Raw genomic sequence first — 19,009 nt, 5'->3', positions numbered from 1 at the left:
GATCAAACTCTTCAATTTAAAGTTTTGATTACCTAAATTAATAGGTGTGACTCAACGAATACTGACTTCAAAACTACAAAAAGTAATTCTAAAGCTATTACCATTCCAACAGAATGGTAATGAATTGACTGTGCCGAATAACTACAAGTAGTTAAACGTATTGGTCACTCAGTTCATTGAAATCAATTTTGATTCCGAAGAATCTGTTTTATCTAACGATAAAACGTTTTGATATTCATCAACGAGTGCCCACACAGATTGATAGGTTTAAATTGTTAAAGAGCTTTTCCTTTTTGAGCTTCGCTCAAATCGGACGGCCATTTTAGCGATTTAAGTTTTAGTGTCAACCACTATTTTCAAAACTTTTTTCAAGCGCTTGGCTTGGCTAATTTGGCTTGCTGATTCGTTCTGGTTTCCTAAGAAGCCATCCCGTGTCAGCGAGGTGGCATTATAGAGATTTCGATCACACTGGCAAGCCCTTTTTTAAGTTTTTTTCGTTTTTTTATTCGTTCGATTAAAAAGAACTCAAAACGCCTCAAAAGTAGGCTTTTATCTTACATATTCTTCAGTTTTTCAGTGAACAAAGAGACTTTTTCCCAGTTTGTGTACTCAACTTCCTTCGTTGTATCCGTTTCACCACCTGTCATATTCATAATAAAGCGGATCATGGTTCTATCGAACCAGTTATAACGTGGGTAATAGAGGGCACCTGCAAATACACCGATTAAAGTCGGCTGCCATGGAGACTTGGTAAGGAACTTCTTAATATACGCACTGCCTTCTGGTGTATCTTTGCCTTGGTCTTCTTTACGCGCCGTTAAGTTAACACAGAAGAACGCAACCTTGCTTGATTGCAACTGAGTAAGGTTGGCATCAATAAATTGATATAGCTTCTTATTAAGGTGGCCATAACGAATCGATGCGCCAATCAACACTCTGTCGTACTGAGCAAAGTCCACCTTGCCAATAGTGTGCAGATCTTGAAGCTCACATTCGAACTCACTCATTTCTTCTTTTATATAGTTCAAGATTTTCTTGGTCTGCCCTTCACGGCTTGAATACAAAAATAGAGCTTTTGCCACAATGTTGTCCTTAGCTACGCCAAAACGTAGGGGTCAATAAGATTAATAAGGTGAAGATTTCTAATCGGCCAAACAGCATAGATACGATAAGTACCCATTTTGCTTTGTCGTTCACATCGCCAAAGTGCACCGCGACTTCACCAAGGCCCGGGCCAAGGTTATTTAATGTCGCCGCTACCGCAGAGAAAGCACTCAACTCGTCCATACCAGTTGCAATAAGAGCCAGCATACAAACCACAAACACTAATGCGTATGCAGAGAAGAAGCCCCAGACCGCATCTACAACACGTTGTGGTAGTGCAGAACCGCCAACCTTGATGGTATAGACAGCCCGTGGGTGAACAAGACGCTTCATTTCACGAGCACCTTGCAGAGTAAGTAGTAAGATTCGAATCACTTTCATACCACCACCCGTAGAACCTGCACATCCCCCTATAAAAGAAGAGAACAAAAGCAGTACGGGTAAGAACAATGGCCACTCTGAGAAACCCGTCGTTGTAAAACCCGCGGTCGTAGAGATAGACACGGTTTGGAACAAGGCTTGGTCGAAAGCATCGTAGTACGAATCATAAGAGTGATGATTGAGCAGTAATAAGAAACAAACCAAGAACAGTACTGCCTGAATAAAGATAAAGGCGCGGAACTCAGGATCTTTCCAATAATACTTAGGATGCACACCACCTGAAGCAAATGCAGCAAAGTGAAGCGAATAGTTACATGCGGATATAAGAAGGAACACAACTGTAATCATGTTGATCGCAGGGCTATTGAAATACCCCATGCTCGCATCGTGAGTCGAGAAGCCACCAATCGCAATAGTAGAGAAGCTATGACTGATGGCATCAAAGAAGCTCATCCCAGCAAGCCAAAACGCCACTGCACAAGCAATGGTTAAGCTCAGGTAGATGTACCAAAGCGCTTTTGCCGTTTCAGCAATACGCGGAGTCATCTTGCTATCTTTTACTGGACCCGGGATTTCAGCACGATATAACTGCATACCACCGATACCCAGAACAGGGAGGATAGCTACCGCTAATACGATGATACCCATACCACCAAACCATTGTAGGAACTGACGATAAAAAAGAATCGCCTTAGGCAGATCATCGAGGCCGACAATTACGGTCGCACCTGTCGTAGTTAATGCAGAGAAGGATTCGAAGAAAGCATCGGTTACCGACACATTGGGGTTATCGGCGATCAAAAACGGCAGCGCACCCGCACTACCGATTACCGTCCAAAACAGAACAACAATCAAAAAGCCATCACGCGCTTTCAATTCATGCTTATAACGTCGGTTTGGAAACCAGCAAGTTGCTCCACAGAATAAGAGAACGAAGAAGGTCGTCACAAATGGCACACCCGCACCATCTCGATAGATCAGTGCGACGAGCGCAGGAGCAAGCATTGATACACTAAAAAGTGCTAATAATAATCCGACGATTCGAATAATTGAGCGAAATTGCATGAGCTATTGAACGAAGCGAAATGCTTCACACTTCCTAGTTGTCTTTGACTTTCGTTACCAGTGCCTTAGCACCGCTTTTATTGATCATGGTTTGGGTAAACGAATCTACCTGAAGGAGCTCTATTTCAATAATAAGCTCAACTTGAACACCATAATCCGCTTGGACCTCAACAGCCTGATGCTGAGCCATGATGGATTGTGCGATCGGCACAAAGCCATAGTCTAACTCTAGCCGTAATTTTGTGGTTATTTTTTTCTCGATAGTTTGAAGCAGCTTGAGAGCTTGTTGTACGCCACCGCCGTAAGCCTTAACCAAACCGCCGGTTCCAAGCTTAATTCCGCCAGAGTAGCGCGTCACAACAGCCGTTAATTCACCGACACCAGAGCCCGATAGTTGCGCCAAGATAGGCTTACCCGCTGTACCCGAGGGTTCACCATCATCACTGAAACCCCAAAGCATTGAGTCTTCAGGTCGACCAGCAACAAAACCCCAACAGTTATGTCGTGCTGAAGAATGCTCTTTTTTCACCTGTTCTACGAACTGTTTTGCAGCTTCAACACTTGGAGTATGAGCAAGATGCGTAATAAAGACGCTCTTTTTTATCTCTTCTTCAAACAGAGCCGACGCAGAAGGTATTAAATAAGGCTGTTCATTCATATCGTTAACTTAGTTAATAAGAGCGACGAAGTGTATCACGCGTGAATAATAAGGGTTAGAGGATCTGTGCTATCGCACAATGTTAAACAATTGTTTAAAAAATGTATTGAAATTAATCAAGCAGAGGTACAGACTAAGATAACTGGTCTTACCAGGTATTCTACAATAATAGAAAGATAACAAGATTCTCTCAAACAATCGTGGATTGTATGTCATGGAGATAGACAATGATTTACCAAGCTAACACCCTACAGGTAAAGGAATTACAAGATGGTATTGCGGAATTAAGCTTCTGTGCACCAGCCTCTGTAAACAAACTCGACCTTGCTACTTTAGAATCACTAGATAAAGCGTTAGATGCTCTTAATGCTCACGCAGGATTACGTGGTTTAATCTTAACTTCAAACAAAGACGCGTTCATTGTAGGCGCAGACATCACTGAATTTCTTGGCCTATTTGCTAAGCCAGAAGCAGAACTTGATGAATGGTTAAGATTCGCTAATTCAATCTTCAGCAAGCTCGAAGACCTTCCTGTCCCAACTCTTTCAATGATGCGTGGCCATGCCCTTGGCGGCGGCTGTGAATGTGTACTCGCTACCGATTTCCGTATCGGTGACAAGACCACCAGCATTGGCCTACCTGAAACCAAACTTGGCATCATGCCTGGTTTTGGTGGTTGTGTACGCCTACCTCGTGTTATCGGTGCTGACAGCGCAATGGAAATTATCACGCAAGGCAAAGCATGCCGTGCAGATGAAGCGCTTAAAGTTGGCTTGTTAGATGCGATTGTTGAAACAGACCAGTTACTAGAATCGGCAATCAATACCGTTTCTCTGGCTGCTAATGAAAAATTAGACTGGCAGCTACGCCGTAAACAAAAGACATCAGCGCTTTCACTAAGCAAACTCGAAGCGATGATGAGCTTTACCATGGCGAAGGGCTTAGTTGCTCAAAAAGCAGGGCCTCACTACCCAGCTCCGATTACTTCTGTGATTGCGATTGAAGAAGCAGCACGCAGCAATCGCGATGCAGCACTCGACATCGAACGTAAGCACTTCGTTAAGCTAGCGAAATCGGAAGAAGCAAAAGCATTAGTTGGCTTATTCCTGAATGACCAGTACATCAAAGGCTTAGCGAAACAAGCGGGTAAGTCAGCAAACAAAGCAACTGAGCGTGCAGCCGTACTTGGTGCAGGTATCATGGGCGGCGGTATTGCTTACCAATCAGCTCTAAAAGGCGTGCCAGTGATGATGAAAGACATCGCACAAGCATCGCTTGATCTAGGTATGAACGAAGCATCTAAGCTGTTGAATAAACGCTTATCACGCGGTCGCTTAGATGGATTCAAGATGGCAGGTATTCTGTCTTCTATTACTCCAAGCCTGCATTACGCGGGTGTAGAACAGTCGGATGTGATTGTTGAAGCAGTAGTAGAAAACCCGAAAGTAAAAGCAGCAGTACTGAGCGAAGTGGAAGGTTTGGTTGGTGAAGACACGGTTCTAACATCAAACACCTCTACAATTCCGATCAACCTGCTAGCGAAATCACTGAAGCGCCCAGAAAACTTCTGTGGCATGCACTTCTTTAACCCTGTGCATCGCATGCCTTTGGTTGAGATCATCCGTGGTGAACAAACTTCAGAAGAGACCATCAATCGCGTGGTTGCTTACGCAGCGAAGATGGGTAAATCCCCAATCGTTGTTAACGACTGCCCAGGCTTCTTCGTTAACCGTGTACTTTTCCCTTACTTTGGCGGTTTCAGCATGTTGCTACGCGACGGTGCTGATTTCACTAAGATCGATAAAGTGATGGAGCGCAAGTTCGGTTGGCCAATGGGCCCGGCTTACTTACTAGACGTTGTAGGCCTAGACACTGCACACCACGCACAAGCTGTGATGGCGCAAGGTTTCCCAGAGCGTATGGGCAAAGAAGGTCGTGATGCGATTGATGCACTTTACGTTGCTGAAAAATACGGCCAGAAGAACGGCAGCGGTTTCTACACATACAGCGTAGACAAACGCGGTCGTCCTAAGAAAACCTTCTCTGAAGAGATTCTTCCTATCTTGGCTGACGTATGCCAACAACCGCAAGACTTTGATGACCAAACAATTATCCAGCGCGTGATGATTCCAATGATCAACGAAGTGGTGCTTTGTCTAGAAGAAGGCATTATCGCGACACCGCAAGAAGCGGATATGGCACTGGTTTACGGTTTAGGCTTCCCTCCATTCAGAGGCGGCGTATTCCGCTACTTAGACAGTGTGGGCATTGGTAACTTCGTTGAAATGGCGAAAGGCTACCAAGACTTAGGTGCAATGTACCAAGTACCTCAGCTATTGCTTGATATGGCAGCGAAGGGCGAAAGCTTTTACGACAGCCAACAAGCCAGTTCTCTGTAACCCACATTTGGAAAAGGAATAGCAAAATGAAAAATGTAGTTGTTGTTGATTGCCTTCGTACCCCAATGGGACGTTCCAAAGGTGGAGCTTTCCGTCACACTCGTGCTGAAGATCTGTCGGCACATTTGATGAAAGGCATTTTAGAGCGCAACCCAGAAGTAAACCCTGTCGAAATTGAAGATATTTACTGGGGTTGTGTACAACAAACGCTAGAGCAAGGCTTCAACGTTGCACGTAACGCTGCCTTGCTTGCTGGTCTACCGATTGAGATTGGTGCGGTGACGGTCAACCGTTTATGTGGTTCATCTATGCAAGCTCTGCATGATGCAACTCGCTCTATCATGGTTGGTGATGCTGAAATCTGCCTGATCGGTGGTGTGGAGCACATGGGCCACGTACCAATGAACCACGGTGTTGATTTTCACCCTGGCATGTCGAAACACGTAGCGAAAGCTGCCGGTATGATGGGCCTAACCGCTGAGATGCTAGGTAAAATGCACGGTATTAGCCGTGAAGACCAAGATGCATTCGCAGCACGCTCACATGCTCGCGCTCAAGCAGCAACAGTTGAAGGTCGTTTCAAAAATGAAATCCTGCCAACCGAAGCTCACGCAGCAGATGGTTCTCTATTTACCCTAGACTACGACGAAGTGATTCGTCCTGAAACCACGGTTGAAGGCCTATCCCAACTGCGTCCTGTATTTGACCCAGCAAACGGTACGGTAACAGCAGGTACTTCATCAGCATTGTCTGATGGTGCTTCTGCAATGCTTATCATGAGCGAAGAGAAAGCCAACGCACTTGGCCTTAAGATTCGTGCTCGCGTGAAGTCGATGGCTATCGCAGGCTGTGATCCTTCAATCATGGGTTACGGCCCAGTACCAGCAACCCAAAAAGCACTAAAACGTGCGGGCCTAACCATTGAAGATATGGGTGTAATTGAGCTCAACGAAGCGTTTGCCGCTCAATCTCTTCCATGTGCGAAAGACCTAGGTCTACTGGATGTGGTTGATGAGAAAGTAAACCTTAACGGCGGTGCGATTGCTCTTGGTCACCCACTAGGCTGTTCTGGTTCTCGTATCTCGACGACCCTAATCAACCTGATGGAAGCACAAGATGTGAAATACGGCTTAGCGACCATGTGTATTGGTTTAGGCCAAGGTATTGCAACGGTATTTGAACGCCCATAGCGATCACTGACGGTAATACTTGAAGGGTAATCTTTTGTGCAGCTATATTTATATAGCTGCACTTTTTATTGCTTGGCATCCAACAATGCATCGATTGTGTTCAGCGAACTCAACGAGAGAAAAACCAACCCTGACATCTATGCACAAAACGCATATATTCAATGTTGATGTTTCATTATTTTTTCTCGGATGATTCAACTAAAGTTACTTCAGTTTCCTAATATTCCTCCACGGAGCAGATCATGTTTAAAGCACTTGTACTAAACCAAGAAGACAAAAAAACTATCGCGTCAGTTTCTCAAATTGAAGAATCTCAATTACCAGAAGGTAACGTGAAGATTGATGTTAGCTACTCTTCTTTGAACTACAAAGATGGTTTGGCGATTACAGGTAAAGGGCGCATTGTTCGCAACTTCCCTATGGTTCCTGGTATCGACCTTTCTGGTGTGGTTTCACAATCTGATGACCCTCGCTACAAAGCAGGCGACGAAGTGGTTCTAACTGGTTGGGGTGTTGGTGAAGGTCACTGGGGCGGCATGGCTGAGAAAGCAAGCCTAAACGGTGACTGGTTAGTGCCGATGCCTAAAGGTCTAGACGCTAAGAAAGTAATGGCGATTGGTACAGCAGGCTTCACAGCAATGCTTTGTGTTCAAGCTATTGTCGATGCTGGCATCAAGCCTGAAGACGGTGAAATCCTAGTTACCGGCGCAAGTGGCGGTGTAGGTAGCGTATCTATCACTCTACTAAACCAACTGGGCTACAAAGTGGCAGCAGTGACTGGCCGTGCTTCTGTAAACGGTGAACTACTTAAATCACTAGGCGCGACACGTATTGTAGAGCGTGCTGAACTAGAAGAACCAGCTAAGCCACTAGAAAAACAACTGTGGGCTGGCGCTATCGATACGGTAGGCAGCAAAGTGCTTGCGAAAGTATTGGCGCAAATTGATTACAACGGTGCGGTTGCGATGTGTGGTCTAGCAGGCGGTTTTGACTTACCAACCACGGTAATGCCATTCATTCTGCGTAACGTTCGCCTACAAGGTGTTGATTCTGTAATGTGCCCTCGTGAAAAACGTATTAAAGCGTGGGAACAACTGGCTGAGCTACTACCAGAATCTTTCTACGCTCAAGCAACCAAAGAAGTGTCTTTAGACGGTGCAATTCAAGCAGCAGAAGACATCACTAACGGTCAAATCACTGGTCGCGTAGTCATTAAACTATAGGCTCTCAAACATAAAATTATCAAACCTTAAGCAACAGCTTTAGGCTTGGATAACCCAAAACAACAAAGGGCTGATTTTTATCAGCCCTTTTGCGTTTTTGTCATTCGGGTCAAGTGAACTCAGACTCAGATCCGGTTAACCCAAACCGACATCCGCAATCCGTTTTTGAATCAACTCACCACACTCTTCTTTTACCACTCTTCTTAACCATTGTTGTGAAGCAGAAGAATCGCAACGCGAGTGCCAGATCAGTGAGTAATCAAACGGCATAAATTCAAATGGTAATGGCTTAACAACCAAGTCATAACGCTCTGCTACCAAATAAGCCAAATCAGCAGGCACAGTAATCACCAACGGCATTCTATCGACAATCGCCAATGCCGCTTCAAGGTGATAAGCACGCAGTACCATTTTTCTGGGTTGTTGATTAGCTAAAGCGTTGTCCAATAAAGCCTTAACACCATCACTGATCGCAATCATCGCATGTGGGAGTGAAACATAGTCTGCAAGGCTTAAAGGTTGATCGGCTAATGGATGGTTTTTAGATAACAGACACGATACACCAACCGGCCCCAAGACTTCTTGATGAAGTGGTGCAATGCTGCCACTCGGACGACAGATCGCCATATCAACGCGTTCGGTGCTGAGCTGTTTAAACAAATGCTCATGCTGCAACGGAGCAAACTCCAAAGAGATATTGGGTGCTTGTTCATAAATCTTAGGCAACGCATAAGGCAAGATGGTTTGCATCGCATAATCGGTGGTAGCGATCAGAAAACGTTCGCTGCAATAGTAAGGGTCAAAGTCACTCGGACTCAGCAATTGGCGAAAAGACTCCAAAGGCTGATCAATACGCTGACTGATCTCGAGTGCTTTCTTGGTAGGAATAAGGTGCTGACCTTGACGTGTAAACAACGGATCGTTTAGTAATTCTCTTAAACGCCCTAATACTCGACTGGTTGCGGATTGGCTTAAGTTAAGACGAAGCGCGGCCTGGCTTACGCTGCCCTCTTCAATCAATACCTTTAAAGCGACCAATAAATTAAGGTCTCTACGATAGATGTCTTCTAATTCCACGCCACTTACCTAGCTGTATACGATTGCCATTAGTCACTAAGTTGTTTATAGCATGCTTTAGATAAAAAAAATCCCGCAATTACGCGGGGAAGCCCAAGAAAATTGGGGGATAGTGTCGGAATGTTGTCGTATCGGAATTCGCTTGCTGTATTCGGGTTAGTGCTCTTGCTCTTCGGCTATGCCTTGCCAACGGCGCATCTCTACCCAAATACCAATAATCGTTGCTACTATGCCAAAAATAGGCATCAGTGAGGTCTCTGTCGATGAGCGTAGTACTAACGCACAAAAAGAAATAAAACAGAGAACCGAATAAATTGTTAATCTATCTAATCCTGTCAACATCGCCACTCCTTAGCTAGTTGCCTTTGCTTCAAATTGTTATCAACTTGTTAACTAATTTATAGGAAATGATTCTGTTTGCCAAGCACTTATTGCATATTTTTTCTGCAGACGTATTATTCACTCGTTAGATAGATATAGAGATACAAACCATGACATTCAAACCTGAACTGGCAACCCATACTTTAGAAGCTGAAGGCCTGCGTTGCCCGGAACCAGTAATGATGGTCAGGAAGACAATTAGAAACATGCAGGATGGCGATGTGTTACTGGTAAAAGCTGACGATCCTTCGACAACTCGAGATATTCCGAGCTTTTGTCGATTCATGGATCACCAGTTGGTAGGCCAAGCAACAGAAACGTTGCCTTACCAGTATTTGATCAGAAAGGGATTGGAGGCGTAACGCCCCACCGACTATCAAGTATCAAAAAAGCCGCTCGTACCTTATGTTCTTAAACAGAACTCAGAGTACGAGCGGCTTTTTATTTATTCGCTTCTAGATTTGTTTTGCAGATGCTCCAGCTGATGCTGAATTTCTCGGATATCTTTACGCATCGGAATAATATGCGCGACCCGAATCCAAGCCTCTACCGCAAGTGCAGTCATGATGATGGCACCCGCGACCATTGGCAGCCACATGTCCGTCAACACCATGCCTAACAGTGTAAGTGCAAGACCAAAAGTAAATAGATAACTTTGGCTTTGTGGAGTAATACCCATATAACGCGTCAACATAATCATGCCCTCGTGTTCTTAACTCACAAGATTAAAATATCATGACAAGTATGACAGTTATATGTCCATTCGCTCGATAAACCCCACAATACTGTAAGAGTATGACCTACAACACATTACTCTACTGATTGAGTATAATAAGACTCAATACCACCTGTTAATAGAAAGCAGCAGCGATAGCTAAACCCACGAATAGCAAGGCTGTGATCTTACGAATCAGATCAAGAGGCATCTTATCAGCAGAGAGCTTACCGATGATCACCACAGGCACATTTGCCAGCAACATACCAATGGTTGTACCCAGAATCACCCACGCTAATGCATCCGCATATTGAGCCCCTAGGATAGAGGTCGCAATTTGGGTTTTATCGCCGATCTCAGCAATAAAGAAAGCGATAAAACTGGCGACAAACGGTCCTCGGTTTGAGATCTGTTCATCGTCATCTAACTTATCGGGAATCAAAATCCAGCCAGCCATCGCAATGAAACTGACCACCAGCACCCACTTTAATACTTCAGGTGAAAGATAATCAGCAACCACGACCCCGAGCCATGCTGCAAGGGCATGATTGGCAATGGTGGCAAAGAAGATAGCTGCGATGATAGGTATCGGCTTGCGATATCGACTGGCTAATAAAAGAGATAGCAACTGAGTCTTATCACCGATCTCGGCTAAGGCGACAGTTGTAATTGAAATTGCTAAAACGCTCACGACATGCTCATTTGGGATGGGGATTATTATATTTAACCAAAGACAAACCTCGCGCCCCATCCCGGTTCACGATGCTTGTCTATGGTCTTGCTAAGCACCACCAAGGTGGTGGTTGCCTCGAACGCCATGATGATTTTGCATCAATTATGTTGACGAACGAACTCATTCAATAGGATATGAATAAGTAAGCTACTCCCCAAAGACCGCGAGATTTTAATAGCCCATGCTTTCAAACACAAGTGTCAAAGTTATCAAAATATCCACTTGTGCCGAAAAACAAACATTAAAGGCACAAAAATCCACTAAACGACATTTTAGACCACTAATTAAACAAGATTACCCCTACTCGCTTTACGAATATCTCGGTATACTCAGAGGTTATTTTTCTCATTCATTTAAAAGAATCGCGCGAACCTGACTATGCAAAAATACGATATCAAAACCTTCCAGGGAATGATCCTCGCGCTGCAGGATTACTGGGCTCAAAACGGTTGTACCATTGTTCAACCTCTAGATATGGAAGTAGGTGCAGGCACCTCTCACCCAATGACATGTCTACGAGCACTTGGCCCAGAGCCAATGTCTACAGCTTACGTTCAACCTTCTCGTCGTCCGACCGATGGCCGTTACGGTGAAAACCCGAACCGTCTGCAGCACTACTACCAATTCCAAGTAGCGCTAAAACCATCGCCAGACAATATCCAAGAGTTGTACCTAGGCTCCCTAGAGGTTCTTGGTGTTGACCCACTTGTTCACGACATTCGCTTCGTTGAAGATAACTGGGAAAACCCAACACTAGGCGCATGGGGCCTTGGTTGGGAAGTATGGCTAAACGGCATGGAAGTAACACAGTTTACTTACTTCCAACAGGTTGGCGGCCTTGAGTGTAAACCTGTAACAGGTGAGATCACTTACGGTATCGAGCGTCTAGCAATGTACATCCAGGAAGTAGATTCTGTTTACGACCTAGTATGGAACGTAGCACCAGACGGTTCTAACGTGACTTACGGTGACATCTTCCACCAAAACGAAGTTGAGCAATCAACCTACAACTTCGAGTACGCAGACGTAGATTTCTTATTCACTTTCTTCGATCAGTGCGAGAAAGAGTGTAAAGAGCTACTTGAGCTTGAGAAGCCACTTCCGCTTCCAGCTTACGAGCGCATTCTAAAAGCAGGTCACGCATTCAACATCCTTGATGCGCGCAAAGCTATCTCTGTAACAGAGCGTCAACGTTACATCCTTCGTATCCGCAACCTGACTAAATCAGTTGCTGAGGCGTACTACGCGTCACGTGAAGCGCTTGGCTTCCCAATGTGTAAGAAGGACAAATAATCATGGCGAAGAATTTTCTAATTGAACTGGGTACGGAAGAGCTTCCACCAACAGCACTTCGTTCTCTAGCAGAAGCCTTTGCTTCTAACTTTGAAGCAGGTCTTAAAACGGCTGAGCTTTCTCACGAAGGCATCAAGTGGTACGCAGCACCTCGTCGTCTAGCACTTAAAGTAACTGCACTGGCTGAAGGCCAAGCAGACAAAGTGGTTGAGAAACGTGGCCCTGCTGTTTCTGTGGCGTTCGATGCTGAAGGCAACGCGACCAAAGCGGCACAAGGTTGGGCTCGTGGTAACGGTATTACTGTTGAGCAAGCTGACCGTCTGAAAACAGACAAAGGCGAGTGGCTTCTTTTCAAACAAGAAGTAGCTGGCAAACCAGTTCAAGAATTGGTGATGGACATTGCTGCGAAAGCACTGGCTGGCCTACCAATTCCTAAAGCAATGCGCTGGGGTAACTCAGACATTCAATTTATCCGTCCAGTAAAAACACTGACAGTACTACTAGGTGATGAGCTTGTTGAAGGCGAAATCCTAGGCGTAGCATCTGCTCGTACTATCCGTGGCCACCGTTTCATGGGCGAACAAGAGTTCACAATCGACTCTGCTGACCAATACCCTGCGATCCTAGAAGAGCGCGGTAAAGTAATGGCAGATTACGAAGCGCGTAAAGCGATCATCCTTGCTGATTCGCAAAAAGCGGCAGCTGCGGTTGGCGGTACAGCTGACCTAGAAGATGACCTTGTTGAAGAAGTAACGTCTCTGGTTGAATGGCCAGTAGTACTGACAGCGAAGTTTGAAGAAGAGTTCCTAAAAGTCCCTTCTGAAGCTTTGGTTTACACCATGAAGGGTGACCAAAAGTACTTCCCTGTTTACGATGACAACAAGAAGCTACTACCGAACTTCATCTTCGTATCGAACATCGAGTCTAAAGAGCCTCGTCACGTTATCGAAGGTAACGAGAAAGTGGTACGCCCACGTCTTGCTGATGCTGAATTCTTCTTCAACACAGACCGTAAGCGCCCGCTTATCGACCGTCTTGCTGAACTAGACCAGGCTATCTTCCAGAAGCAATTGGGTACTATCAAAGACAAAACAGACCGCATCACAGAGCTTGCAGGCTACATTGCTGAGCAAATCGATGCTGACGTTGAAAAGTCTAAACGTGCTGGCCTACTGGCTAAGTGTGACCTAATGACCTCTATGGTATTCGAATTTACGGATACTCAAGGTGTGATGGGCATGCACTACGCGACTCACGACGGTGAAGACGAGCAAGTTGCACTGGCACTTTACGAGCAATACATGCCTCGTTTCGCGGGTGACGATCTACCAAGCACTGGTATCTCTTCAGCAGTAGCAATGGCAGACAAGCTAGACACTATCGTAGGTATCTTCGGTATTGGCCAAGCACCAAAAGGTTCTGACCCATTTGCACTTCGTCGTGCGTCTCTAGGTGTGCTACGTATCATCGTTGAAAACGGCTACAACCTAGACCTAACCGATCTGATCGGCAAAGCGAAAGAGCTACTAGGCGACAAGCTGACTAACAAAAACGTAGAAGCTGACGTTATCGACTTCATGCTAGGTCGTTTCCGCGCATGGTACCAAGATGCTGGTTTCAGCGTTGATATCATCCAAGCGGTACTAGCACGTCGTCCAACTAAGCCTGCTGACTTTGACCAACGTGTTAAAGCGGTTTCTCACTTCCGTGAACTGGAAGCAGCAGAAGCACTAGCAGCAGCGAACAAGCGTGTAGGTAATATCCTTGCGAAATTCGATGGCGAGCTACCAGCTGAAATCGACCTAACGCTTCTTCAAGAAGACGCAGAGAAAGCACTGGCTGAAAACGTTGAAGTAATGACGGAAGCACTAGAACCAGCATTCGCAACAGGTAACTACCAAGAAGCCCTAAGCAAGCTTGCTGATCTACGTGAACCAGTTGATGCATTCTTCGATAACGTAATGGTTATGGCTGATGACGAAGCGCTTAAGAAGAACCGTCTAACGCTACTGAACAACCTACGTAACCTGTTCCTACAGATTGCTGACATCTCTCTACTGCAAAAATAAGCACAAGTGAGACAATTACTCTAAGTCATACTCTGAGTAATTAACGGTAAACACCCAAAGGGAAGCGAAAGCTTCCCTTTTTGTTTTTGTGAACCAAGCATTTGTTTGTAGAGGTCTTATTGATTAACTGAATGAAACAGCACTCAGACTGTAGAGGGCATTGTTTGCTATAACTGACCTGTTTATTCAGGGGAAGGGAACAATGAAAAAAACAGTACTCGCGCTTTCAATACTCGCACTCAGCGCATGCAGCCAAACCAGTGACAACAACCTATTACTGACAATTGATAACGACACTGTCGTATTCGAATCATCCGGTAAAGGCACCGTGATTGCAGAACAGGAACTCGCGAAAGGTAGCTATACCTTCTCTATCAGCGATACTCAAAATACCTGTGGCACCAACTATGCGCTGGCTGAAGAAAACCGCATCAAATTCAATAAACCCCTTCGCCTAGACGACTGCGCCGAGAAGTCTGAATTAGATATCAAGATCTTTCGCGCTAACACCTATCAGTTTATGCTCAACCCACAAACCAATGAACTGACCGTTCAGATAAAGCCGAAGCAACAACAAGTACAAAGCTTTGCTTGTCCGGTTCCTAGTGACGAACCAACCATCATCGACGTTGCTCAAACCTTTGATGATGGCACCGTGGTTAGAGACGCTCTTTCAGGCAAACAAGTCACAGTAACGAATGGCAGCGTCACCATGCAGCCAGCAGAAAATAGCCAAGGTGTTCTGCTGCTTGAGAAAGTAGAACCAGAAACCAAAGCTGACTTTAGTTGGGATAACGCCACGGTTTACTTCGTAATGACTGACCGTTTCCACAATGGTAATCCTGATAACGACAACAGTTACGGTCGCAGCCAAGATGGACAAGACGAAATCGGCACCTTCCACGGTGGTGACTTGGCAGGCTTAACCGAAAAACTCGATTACATAGAATCACTCGGTGCTAATGCTATCTGGATAACGTCTCCGTTAGAGCAAATCCACGGCTGGGTTGGCGGCGGTGATCGAGGTGACTTCAAACACTACGGCTACCACGGCTACTACCATCAAGATTGGACCAAGCTCGATGACAACATGGGCACCGAAGACGAGCTAAAAACCTTCATCGATACCGCGCATAGCAAAGGCATTCGTGTTGTTTGGGATGTGGTAATGAACCACACCGGCTATGCGACGCTTGCCGACATGCAAGAGTTTGATTTTGGTAAGCTCAACCTAACTGACGAAGAAGCCAAGCAAACACTTGGCGAAAACTGGACAGATTGGCAACCTGCCAAAGGTCAGAACTGGCACTACTTCAACAACTACATCTCTTACAGCGACAAAGAAGCGTGGGAAAAGTGGTGGGGCAAAGCTTGGCTACGCAGCGATATCGGCGCCTATGACTCTCCGGGCTACAATAACCTCACCATGTCTTTGGCGCATCTGCCCGATTTCAAAACAGAGTCGACAGAGACAATCGGGCTGCCTAATTTCTATCGCAATAAGTCCACCAGCGCGACCGATGAACTCAAAACACCTCGTAACCATTTAATCACTTGGTTATCGGATTGGGTGCGCGAATATGGTGTCGATGGTTTCAGGGTCGATACCGCTAAACACGTTGAACTCGAAGCATGGGCAGAACTGAAAGAGAGCACCAACCAGGCACTTGCCGAGTGGAAACAGAACAACCCAGACAAGGCCTTGGATGACTTACCCTTCTGGATGACTGGCGAAGTATGGGCACACAGCGTGGTCAAATCAGATTACTTCGCTAACGGATTTGATTCGATCATCAACTTTGAATTCCAGAGTGATATCGCACCAAAGGCGCTCAAGTGCCTATCCGATCTTGATGCTGATTACCTTCGATACGCAGAGAAGATCAACAACGACAGCGAGTTCAACGTACTGAGTTACCTTTCGTCTCACGACACCTCGCTATTCTGGACACAACATGGCAGTGACTTTGCAAAACAAACCAAAGCTGCAAACGCGTTGATGCTGGCTCCCGGTGCGGTACAGATCTATTACGGCGATGAAATCGCCCGAGACTTTGGCCCAACGGGTTCTGATCCAATGCAAGGCACACGCTCAGACATGCCTTGGGATCAAATCACTGGCGAACGTGCAGAGCTGCTAGAACACTGGCAAGCGCTTGGCCAATTCCGCCAACGCCACCCAGCCGTTGCTCAGGGTAAGCACATCATCCGTAACAGCAAGGGCTACTATGCGTTCGAACGCCAATACCAAGATGACAAGGTATTAGTCGTTTATACCGGTTCGAACTAAACCTTCATTAACATAAACACCAGAAACTAAAGGGGAAGCTTAGGCTTCTCCTTTTTTTATCGCTAAAGGTACGTTCAATAAGCAAGCTGTCACTCATTAACCAAACTTTATAGAAGTTTTTTACGTGTTAGAGCATTTGGCGCTATGCGTCGCAAAAACATTGCGGTATGTTCAAGGAATACACTGATGGCAGACATAAGGTCTGCCTTAATGACACGTAACAAGCAATCACAATGAATTAGGTAAAATTAGTAATGCAGTTCTCTAAGTTTGGTGAAAAGTTTAATCGATACTCTGGAATCACTCGTTTAATGGATGATTTAAATGATGGCCTGCGCACTCCAGGCGCAATCATGCTCGGTGGTGGTAACCCAGCCGCTATCCCAGCCATGCTCGATTACTTTAACCAAGCCAGTGCCGACATGCTCGCCAGTGGAGAACTCATCGCCGCCCTCGCCAACTACGATGGTCCGCAGGGCAAAGACAGCTTCATCAAGTCGTTAGCGGCAATGCTGAAAGAGACCTATGGTTGGGACATCAGCGAAAAGAACATCAGCCTGACTAACGGCAGTCAAAGTGGCTTCTTTTACCTGTTCAACCTTTTAGCAGGTCAACAGCCTGACGGCTCACATAAGAAAATCCTACTGCCTATCGCACCGGAATACATCGGCTATGGCGACGCGGGTATTGATGACGATATCTTTATCTCTTACCACCCAGAGATCGAGCTGCTAGAAAACCGCCAGTTCAAATACCACGTCGATTTTGAACAACTAAAGGTTGATGACTCAGTCGCGGCTATCTGTGCATCTCGTCCAACCAATCCAACAGGCAACGTACTGACCGACGATGAAGTACGTAAACTGGACAAGCTCGCGCGTGAAAACAACATCCCGCTACTGATCGACAATGCTTACGGCCTGCCGTTTCCAAACATCATCTTTGAAGATGTCGAACCGTTCTGGAATGAAAATACGATTCTGTGCATGAGTTTATCTAAGCTTGGTTTGCCGGGTGTGCGTTGCGGTATCGTGATTGCGAGTGAAGAAGTAACCCAAGCACTAACCAACATGAATGGCATCATCAGCTTAGCACCAAGCAGTGTTGGGCCCGCTATCGCCAACCACATGATTGAGAACGGTGACCTGCTGCGCTTGAGCAGTGAAGTGATTAAGCCTTTCTATAAAGAGAAATCTTTACGTGCAGTAGAACTACTACAAGACGCTATCGATGACCCACGCTTCCGTATCCATAAACCTGAAGGCGCTATCTTCTTATGGTTATGGTTTGATGAGCTACCAATCACCACAATGGAACTGTACGACCGCCTTAAAGCTCGCGGCGTATTGATTGTTCCGGGTGAATACTTCTTTATCGGCCAAGAAGACGAGTGGGATCATGCTCATCAGTGCCTACGTATGAACTACGTACAAGATGATGAAGCAATGCAGAAGGGTATTGCGATCATTGCTGATGAAGTGAAAAAGGCTTACTCAGAGCAGTAATAAGAGCTTTTAGCTTACTGTAGGCCAAATACAAAAAGAGCACCTCATGAGGTGCTCTTTCACTTTTACTTCCCGATATTTTTTAGCTCTAAGGAGCTAACAGTAATTAACCTTCTAGTAGACTATTACCATTGATAGCAATCTTACGTGGTTGCATCGCTTCTGGGATTTCGCGTTCGAGGTCGATGTGAAGAAGACCATTTTCCATGCTTGCACCTACCACTTTTACGTAGTCAGCCAGTTGGAATTTACGCTCGAAATCGCGCTCTGCGATACCTTGGTATACGAAGGTTTTCTCTGCTTCTGCTTTACGCTCACCTTTCACAATTAGCATGTTCTCTTTCTGAGTCAGATCTAATTGATCATCAGCAAAACCAGCGACTGCCATAGTAATACGGTAGTTGTTCTCGTCTTTTTGCTCGATGTTGTATGGAGGGTAACCGCCAGAAGAGTTCTTCGATGTATTCGCTTCCATCATGTTGAATAGACGATCGAAGCCGATTGCGTTGCGGTAAAGTGGAGTGAAATCTACAGTTCTCATAATGCTATCCTTTTAGTAAGCAATAGTCTTAGCTGCGAATTTTACTTGGATCTAACCTGTGTGTGACCCAGTAAACAGCTAAGAGATTCAATTCGCATTCCTCGGGTTTCACCTCTATTGGCGACAACGCTGGGACATGGCAATGAATCAATTTTTAAGTTGTGTGCTGCCAAAGTTATCCTCTATTGAGCGATACTTCGTTAGCGGTAATGAAGGTTCTGTTTCTTCTCTTGTAGAGCAAGACAGTCATCCTCTTCACAAATAGATATATGGATTGAGCAAAATAGTTTCAAGGGGTTATTTTCAATTATTTTTGCAACTCAATATTTTTCAATATCTTACAAACATAAAAAAGCACCATCCAAAGGATAGTGCTTTAAAATGA

General features: G+C 45.4%; 17 protein-coding genes and 1 riboswitch. Of the genes, 9 read left to right on the top strand and 8 right to left on the bottom strand.

Annotated features, from left to right (window positions below; all coding sequences use genetic code 11):
• Positions 1–554: 554 nt before the first annotated feature.
• Genes hemG through AB4307_RS00375 form a run of 3 tightly spaced genes read right to left on the bottom strand, consistent with a single transcriptional unit; the run spans position 555 to position 3,208 of the window.
• On the bottom strand, positions 555–1,082 hold the full coding sequence (gene hemG / locus AB4307_RS00385) for a menaquinone-dependent protoporphyrinogen IX dehydrogenase (RefSeq protein ID WP_065584162.1): 528 nt from the start codon (positions 1,080–1,082) through the stop codon (positions 555–557).
• A gap of 10 nt (positions 1,083–1,092) precedes the next feature.
• Positions 1,093–2,550, bottom strand: coding sequence for a TrkH family potassium uptake protein (locus AB4307_RS00380; protein ID WP_008223210.1), 1,458 nt, complete (start codon positions 2,548–2,550; stop codon positions 1,093–1,095).
• Positions 2,551–2,584: 34 nt separating this feature from the next.
• On the bottom strand, positions 2,585–3,208 hold the full coding sequence (locus tag AB4307_RS00375) for a YigZ family protein (protein WP_017058823.1): 624 nt from the start codon (positions 3,206–3,208) through the stop codon (positions 2,585–2,587).
• 227 nt (positions 3,209–3,435) lie between these two features.
• Between AB4307_RS00375 and fadB the strand changes: the two genes are divergently transcribed.
• From fadB to acuI, 3 genes are all read left to right on the top strand, one after another.
• Positions 3,436–5,607 carry a fatty acid oxidation complex subunit alpha FadB gene (gene fadB, locus AB4307_RS00370; RefSeq protein WP_372128772.1) on the top strand — a complete coding sequence of 724 codons (2,172 nt, stop codon included), beginning with the start codon at positions 3,436–3,438 and terminating at the stop codon, positions 5,605–5,607.
• A 26-nt stretch (positions 5,608–5,633) separates the two neighbouring features.
• Complete coding sequence (gene fadA / locus AB4307_RS00365; protein WP_017058821.1) at positions 5,634–6,797, top strand: acetyl-CoA C-acyltransferase FadA; 1,164 nt, start codon at positions 5,634–5,636, stop codon at positions 6,795–6,797.
• Positions 6,798–7,039: 242 nt separating this feature from the next.
• Complete coding sequence (acuI, locus tag AB4307_RS00360) at positions 7,040–8,020, top strand: acrylyl-CoA reductase (NADPH) (protein WP_017058820.1); 981 nt, start codon at positions 7,040–7,042, stop codon at positions 8,018–8,020.
• A gap of 135 nt (positions 8,021–8,155) precedes the next feature.
• Here acuI and AB4307_RS00355 read toward each other — a convergent pair whose 3' ends face one another.
• On the bottom strand, positions 8,156–9,097 hold the full coding sequence (locus AB4307_RS00355) for a LysR family transcriptional regulator (protein WP_017058819.1): 942 nt from the start codon (positions 9,095–9,097) through the stop codon (positions 8,156–8,158).
• A gap of 156 nt (positions 9,098–9,253) precedes the next feature.
• A complete protein-coding gene (locus tag AB4307_RS00350) occupies positions 9,254–9,439 on the bottom strand; it encodes a hypothetical protein (protein ID WP_004736674.1) in 186 nt (61 codons plus the stop codon).
• Between the two features lie 149 nt (positions 9,440–9,588).
• Here AB4307_RS00350 and tusA point away from each other — a divergent pair, with 149 nt between their 5' ends.
• Entirely contained in the window at positions 9,589–9,840 is a 252-nt protein-coding gene (gene tusA, locus AB4307_RS00345) for a sulfurtransferase TusA (protein ID WP_004736675.1), read from the top strand.
• A gap of 83 nt (positions 9,841–9,923) precedes the next feature.
• Here the strand turns inward: tusA and AB4307_RS00340 are convergent, their stop codons facing one another.
• Both AB4307_RS00340 and AB4307_RS00335 read right to left on the bottom strand, forming a co-directional pair.
• A complete protein-coding gene (locus tag AB4307_RS00340) occupies positions 9,924–10,178 on the bottom strand; it encodes a hypothetical protein (protein WP_017058818.1) in 255 nt (84 codons plus the stop codon).
• Between the two features lie 151 nt (positions 10,179–10,329).
• The gene (locus AB4307_RS00335) at positions 10,330–10,884 is read right to left on the bottom strand and encodes a TMEM165/GDT1 family protein (protein ID WP_017058817.1); all 555 of its coding nucleotides are present in this window, start codon (positions 10,882–10,884) and stop codon (positions 10,330–10,332) included.
• A 92-nt stretch (positions 10,885–10,976) separates the two neighbouring features.
• Positions 10,977–11,094, bottom strand: a riboswitch (yybP-ykoY riboswitch).
• 210 nt (positions 11,095–11,304) lie between these two features.
• Between AB4307_RS00335 and glyQ the strand changes: the two genes are divergently transcribed.
• From glyQ to AB4307_RS00315, 4 genes are all read left to right on the top strand, one after another.
• Positions 11,305–12,219, top strand: coding sequence for a glycine--tRNA ligase subunit alpha (gene glyQ / locus AB4307_RS00330; protein ID WP_123322752.1), 915 nt, complete (start codon positions 11,305–11,307; stop codon positions 12,217–12,219).
• 2 nt (positions 12,220–12,221) lie between these two features.
• On the top strand, positions 12,222–14,288 hold the full coding sequence (gene glyS, locus AB4307_RS00325) for a glycine--tRNA ligase subunit beta (protein ID WP_017058814.1): 2,067 nt from the start codon (positions 12,222–12,224) through the stop codon (positions 14,286–14,288).
• Between the two features lie 202 nt (positions 14,289–14,490).
• Positions 14,491–16,578: an alpha-amylase gene (locus AB4307_RS00320; protein ID WP_017058813.1), complete on the top strand. Its 2,088-nt coding sequence runs from the start codon at positions 14,491–14,493 to the stop codon at positions 16,576–16,578.
• Between the two features lie 254 nt (positions 16,579–16,832).
• Positions 16,833–18,083, top strand: coding sequence for a valine--pyruvate transaminase (locus AB4307_RS00315; protein ID WP_372128774.1), 1,251 nt, complete (start codon positions 16,833–16,835; stop codon positions 18,081–18,083).
• 106 nt (positions 18,084–18,189) lie between these two features.
• On the opposite strand, the gene AB4307_RS00310 is transcribed toward AB4307_RS00315, so the two are convergent.
• Positions 18,190–18,624 (bottom strand): Hsp20 family protein, encoded by a 435-nt coding sequence (locus AB4307_RS00310; protein WP_009848140.1) that lies wholly within the window; start codon positions 18,622–18,624, stop codon positions 18,190–18,192.
• 142 nt (positions 18,625–18,766) lie between these two features.
• Here AB4307_RS00310 and AB4307_RS00305 point away from each other — a divergent pair, with 142 nt between their 5' ends.
• Positions 18,767–18,889 (top strand): hypothetical protein, encoded by a 123-nt coding sequence (locus AB4307_RS00305; RefSeq protein ID WP_267869012.1) that lies wholly within the window; start codon positions 18,767–18,769, stop codon positions 18,887–18,889.
• Positions 18,890–19,009 lie beyond the last annotated feature (120 nt).

The sequence above is a fragment of the Vibrio sp. 10N.261.52.C2 genome (genome assembly GCF_041471425.1).
Lineage (GTDB): Bacteria > Pseudomonadota > Gammaproteobacteria > Enterobacterales > Vibrionaceae > Vibrio > Vibrio crassostreae_C.
Note: the sequence above shows the minus strand (reverse complement) of the source record. Positions and strands in the feature narration are given on the sequence as shown.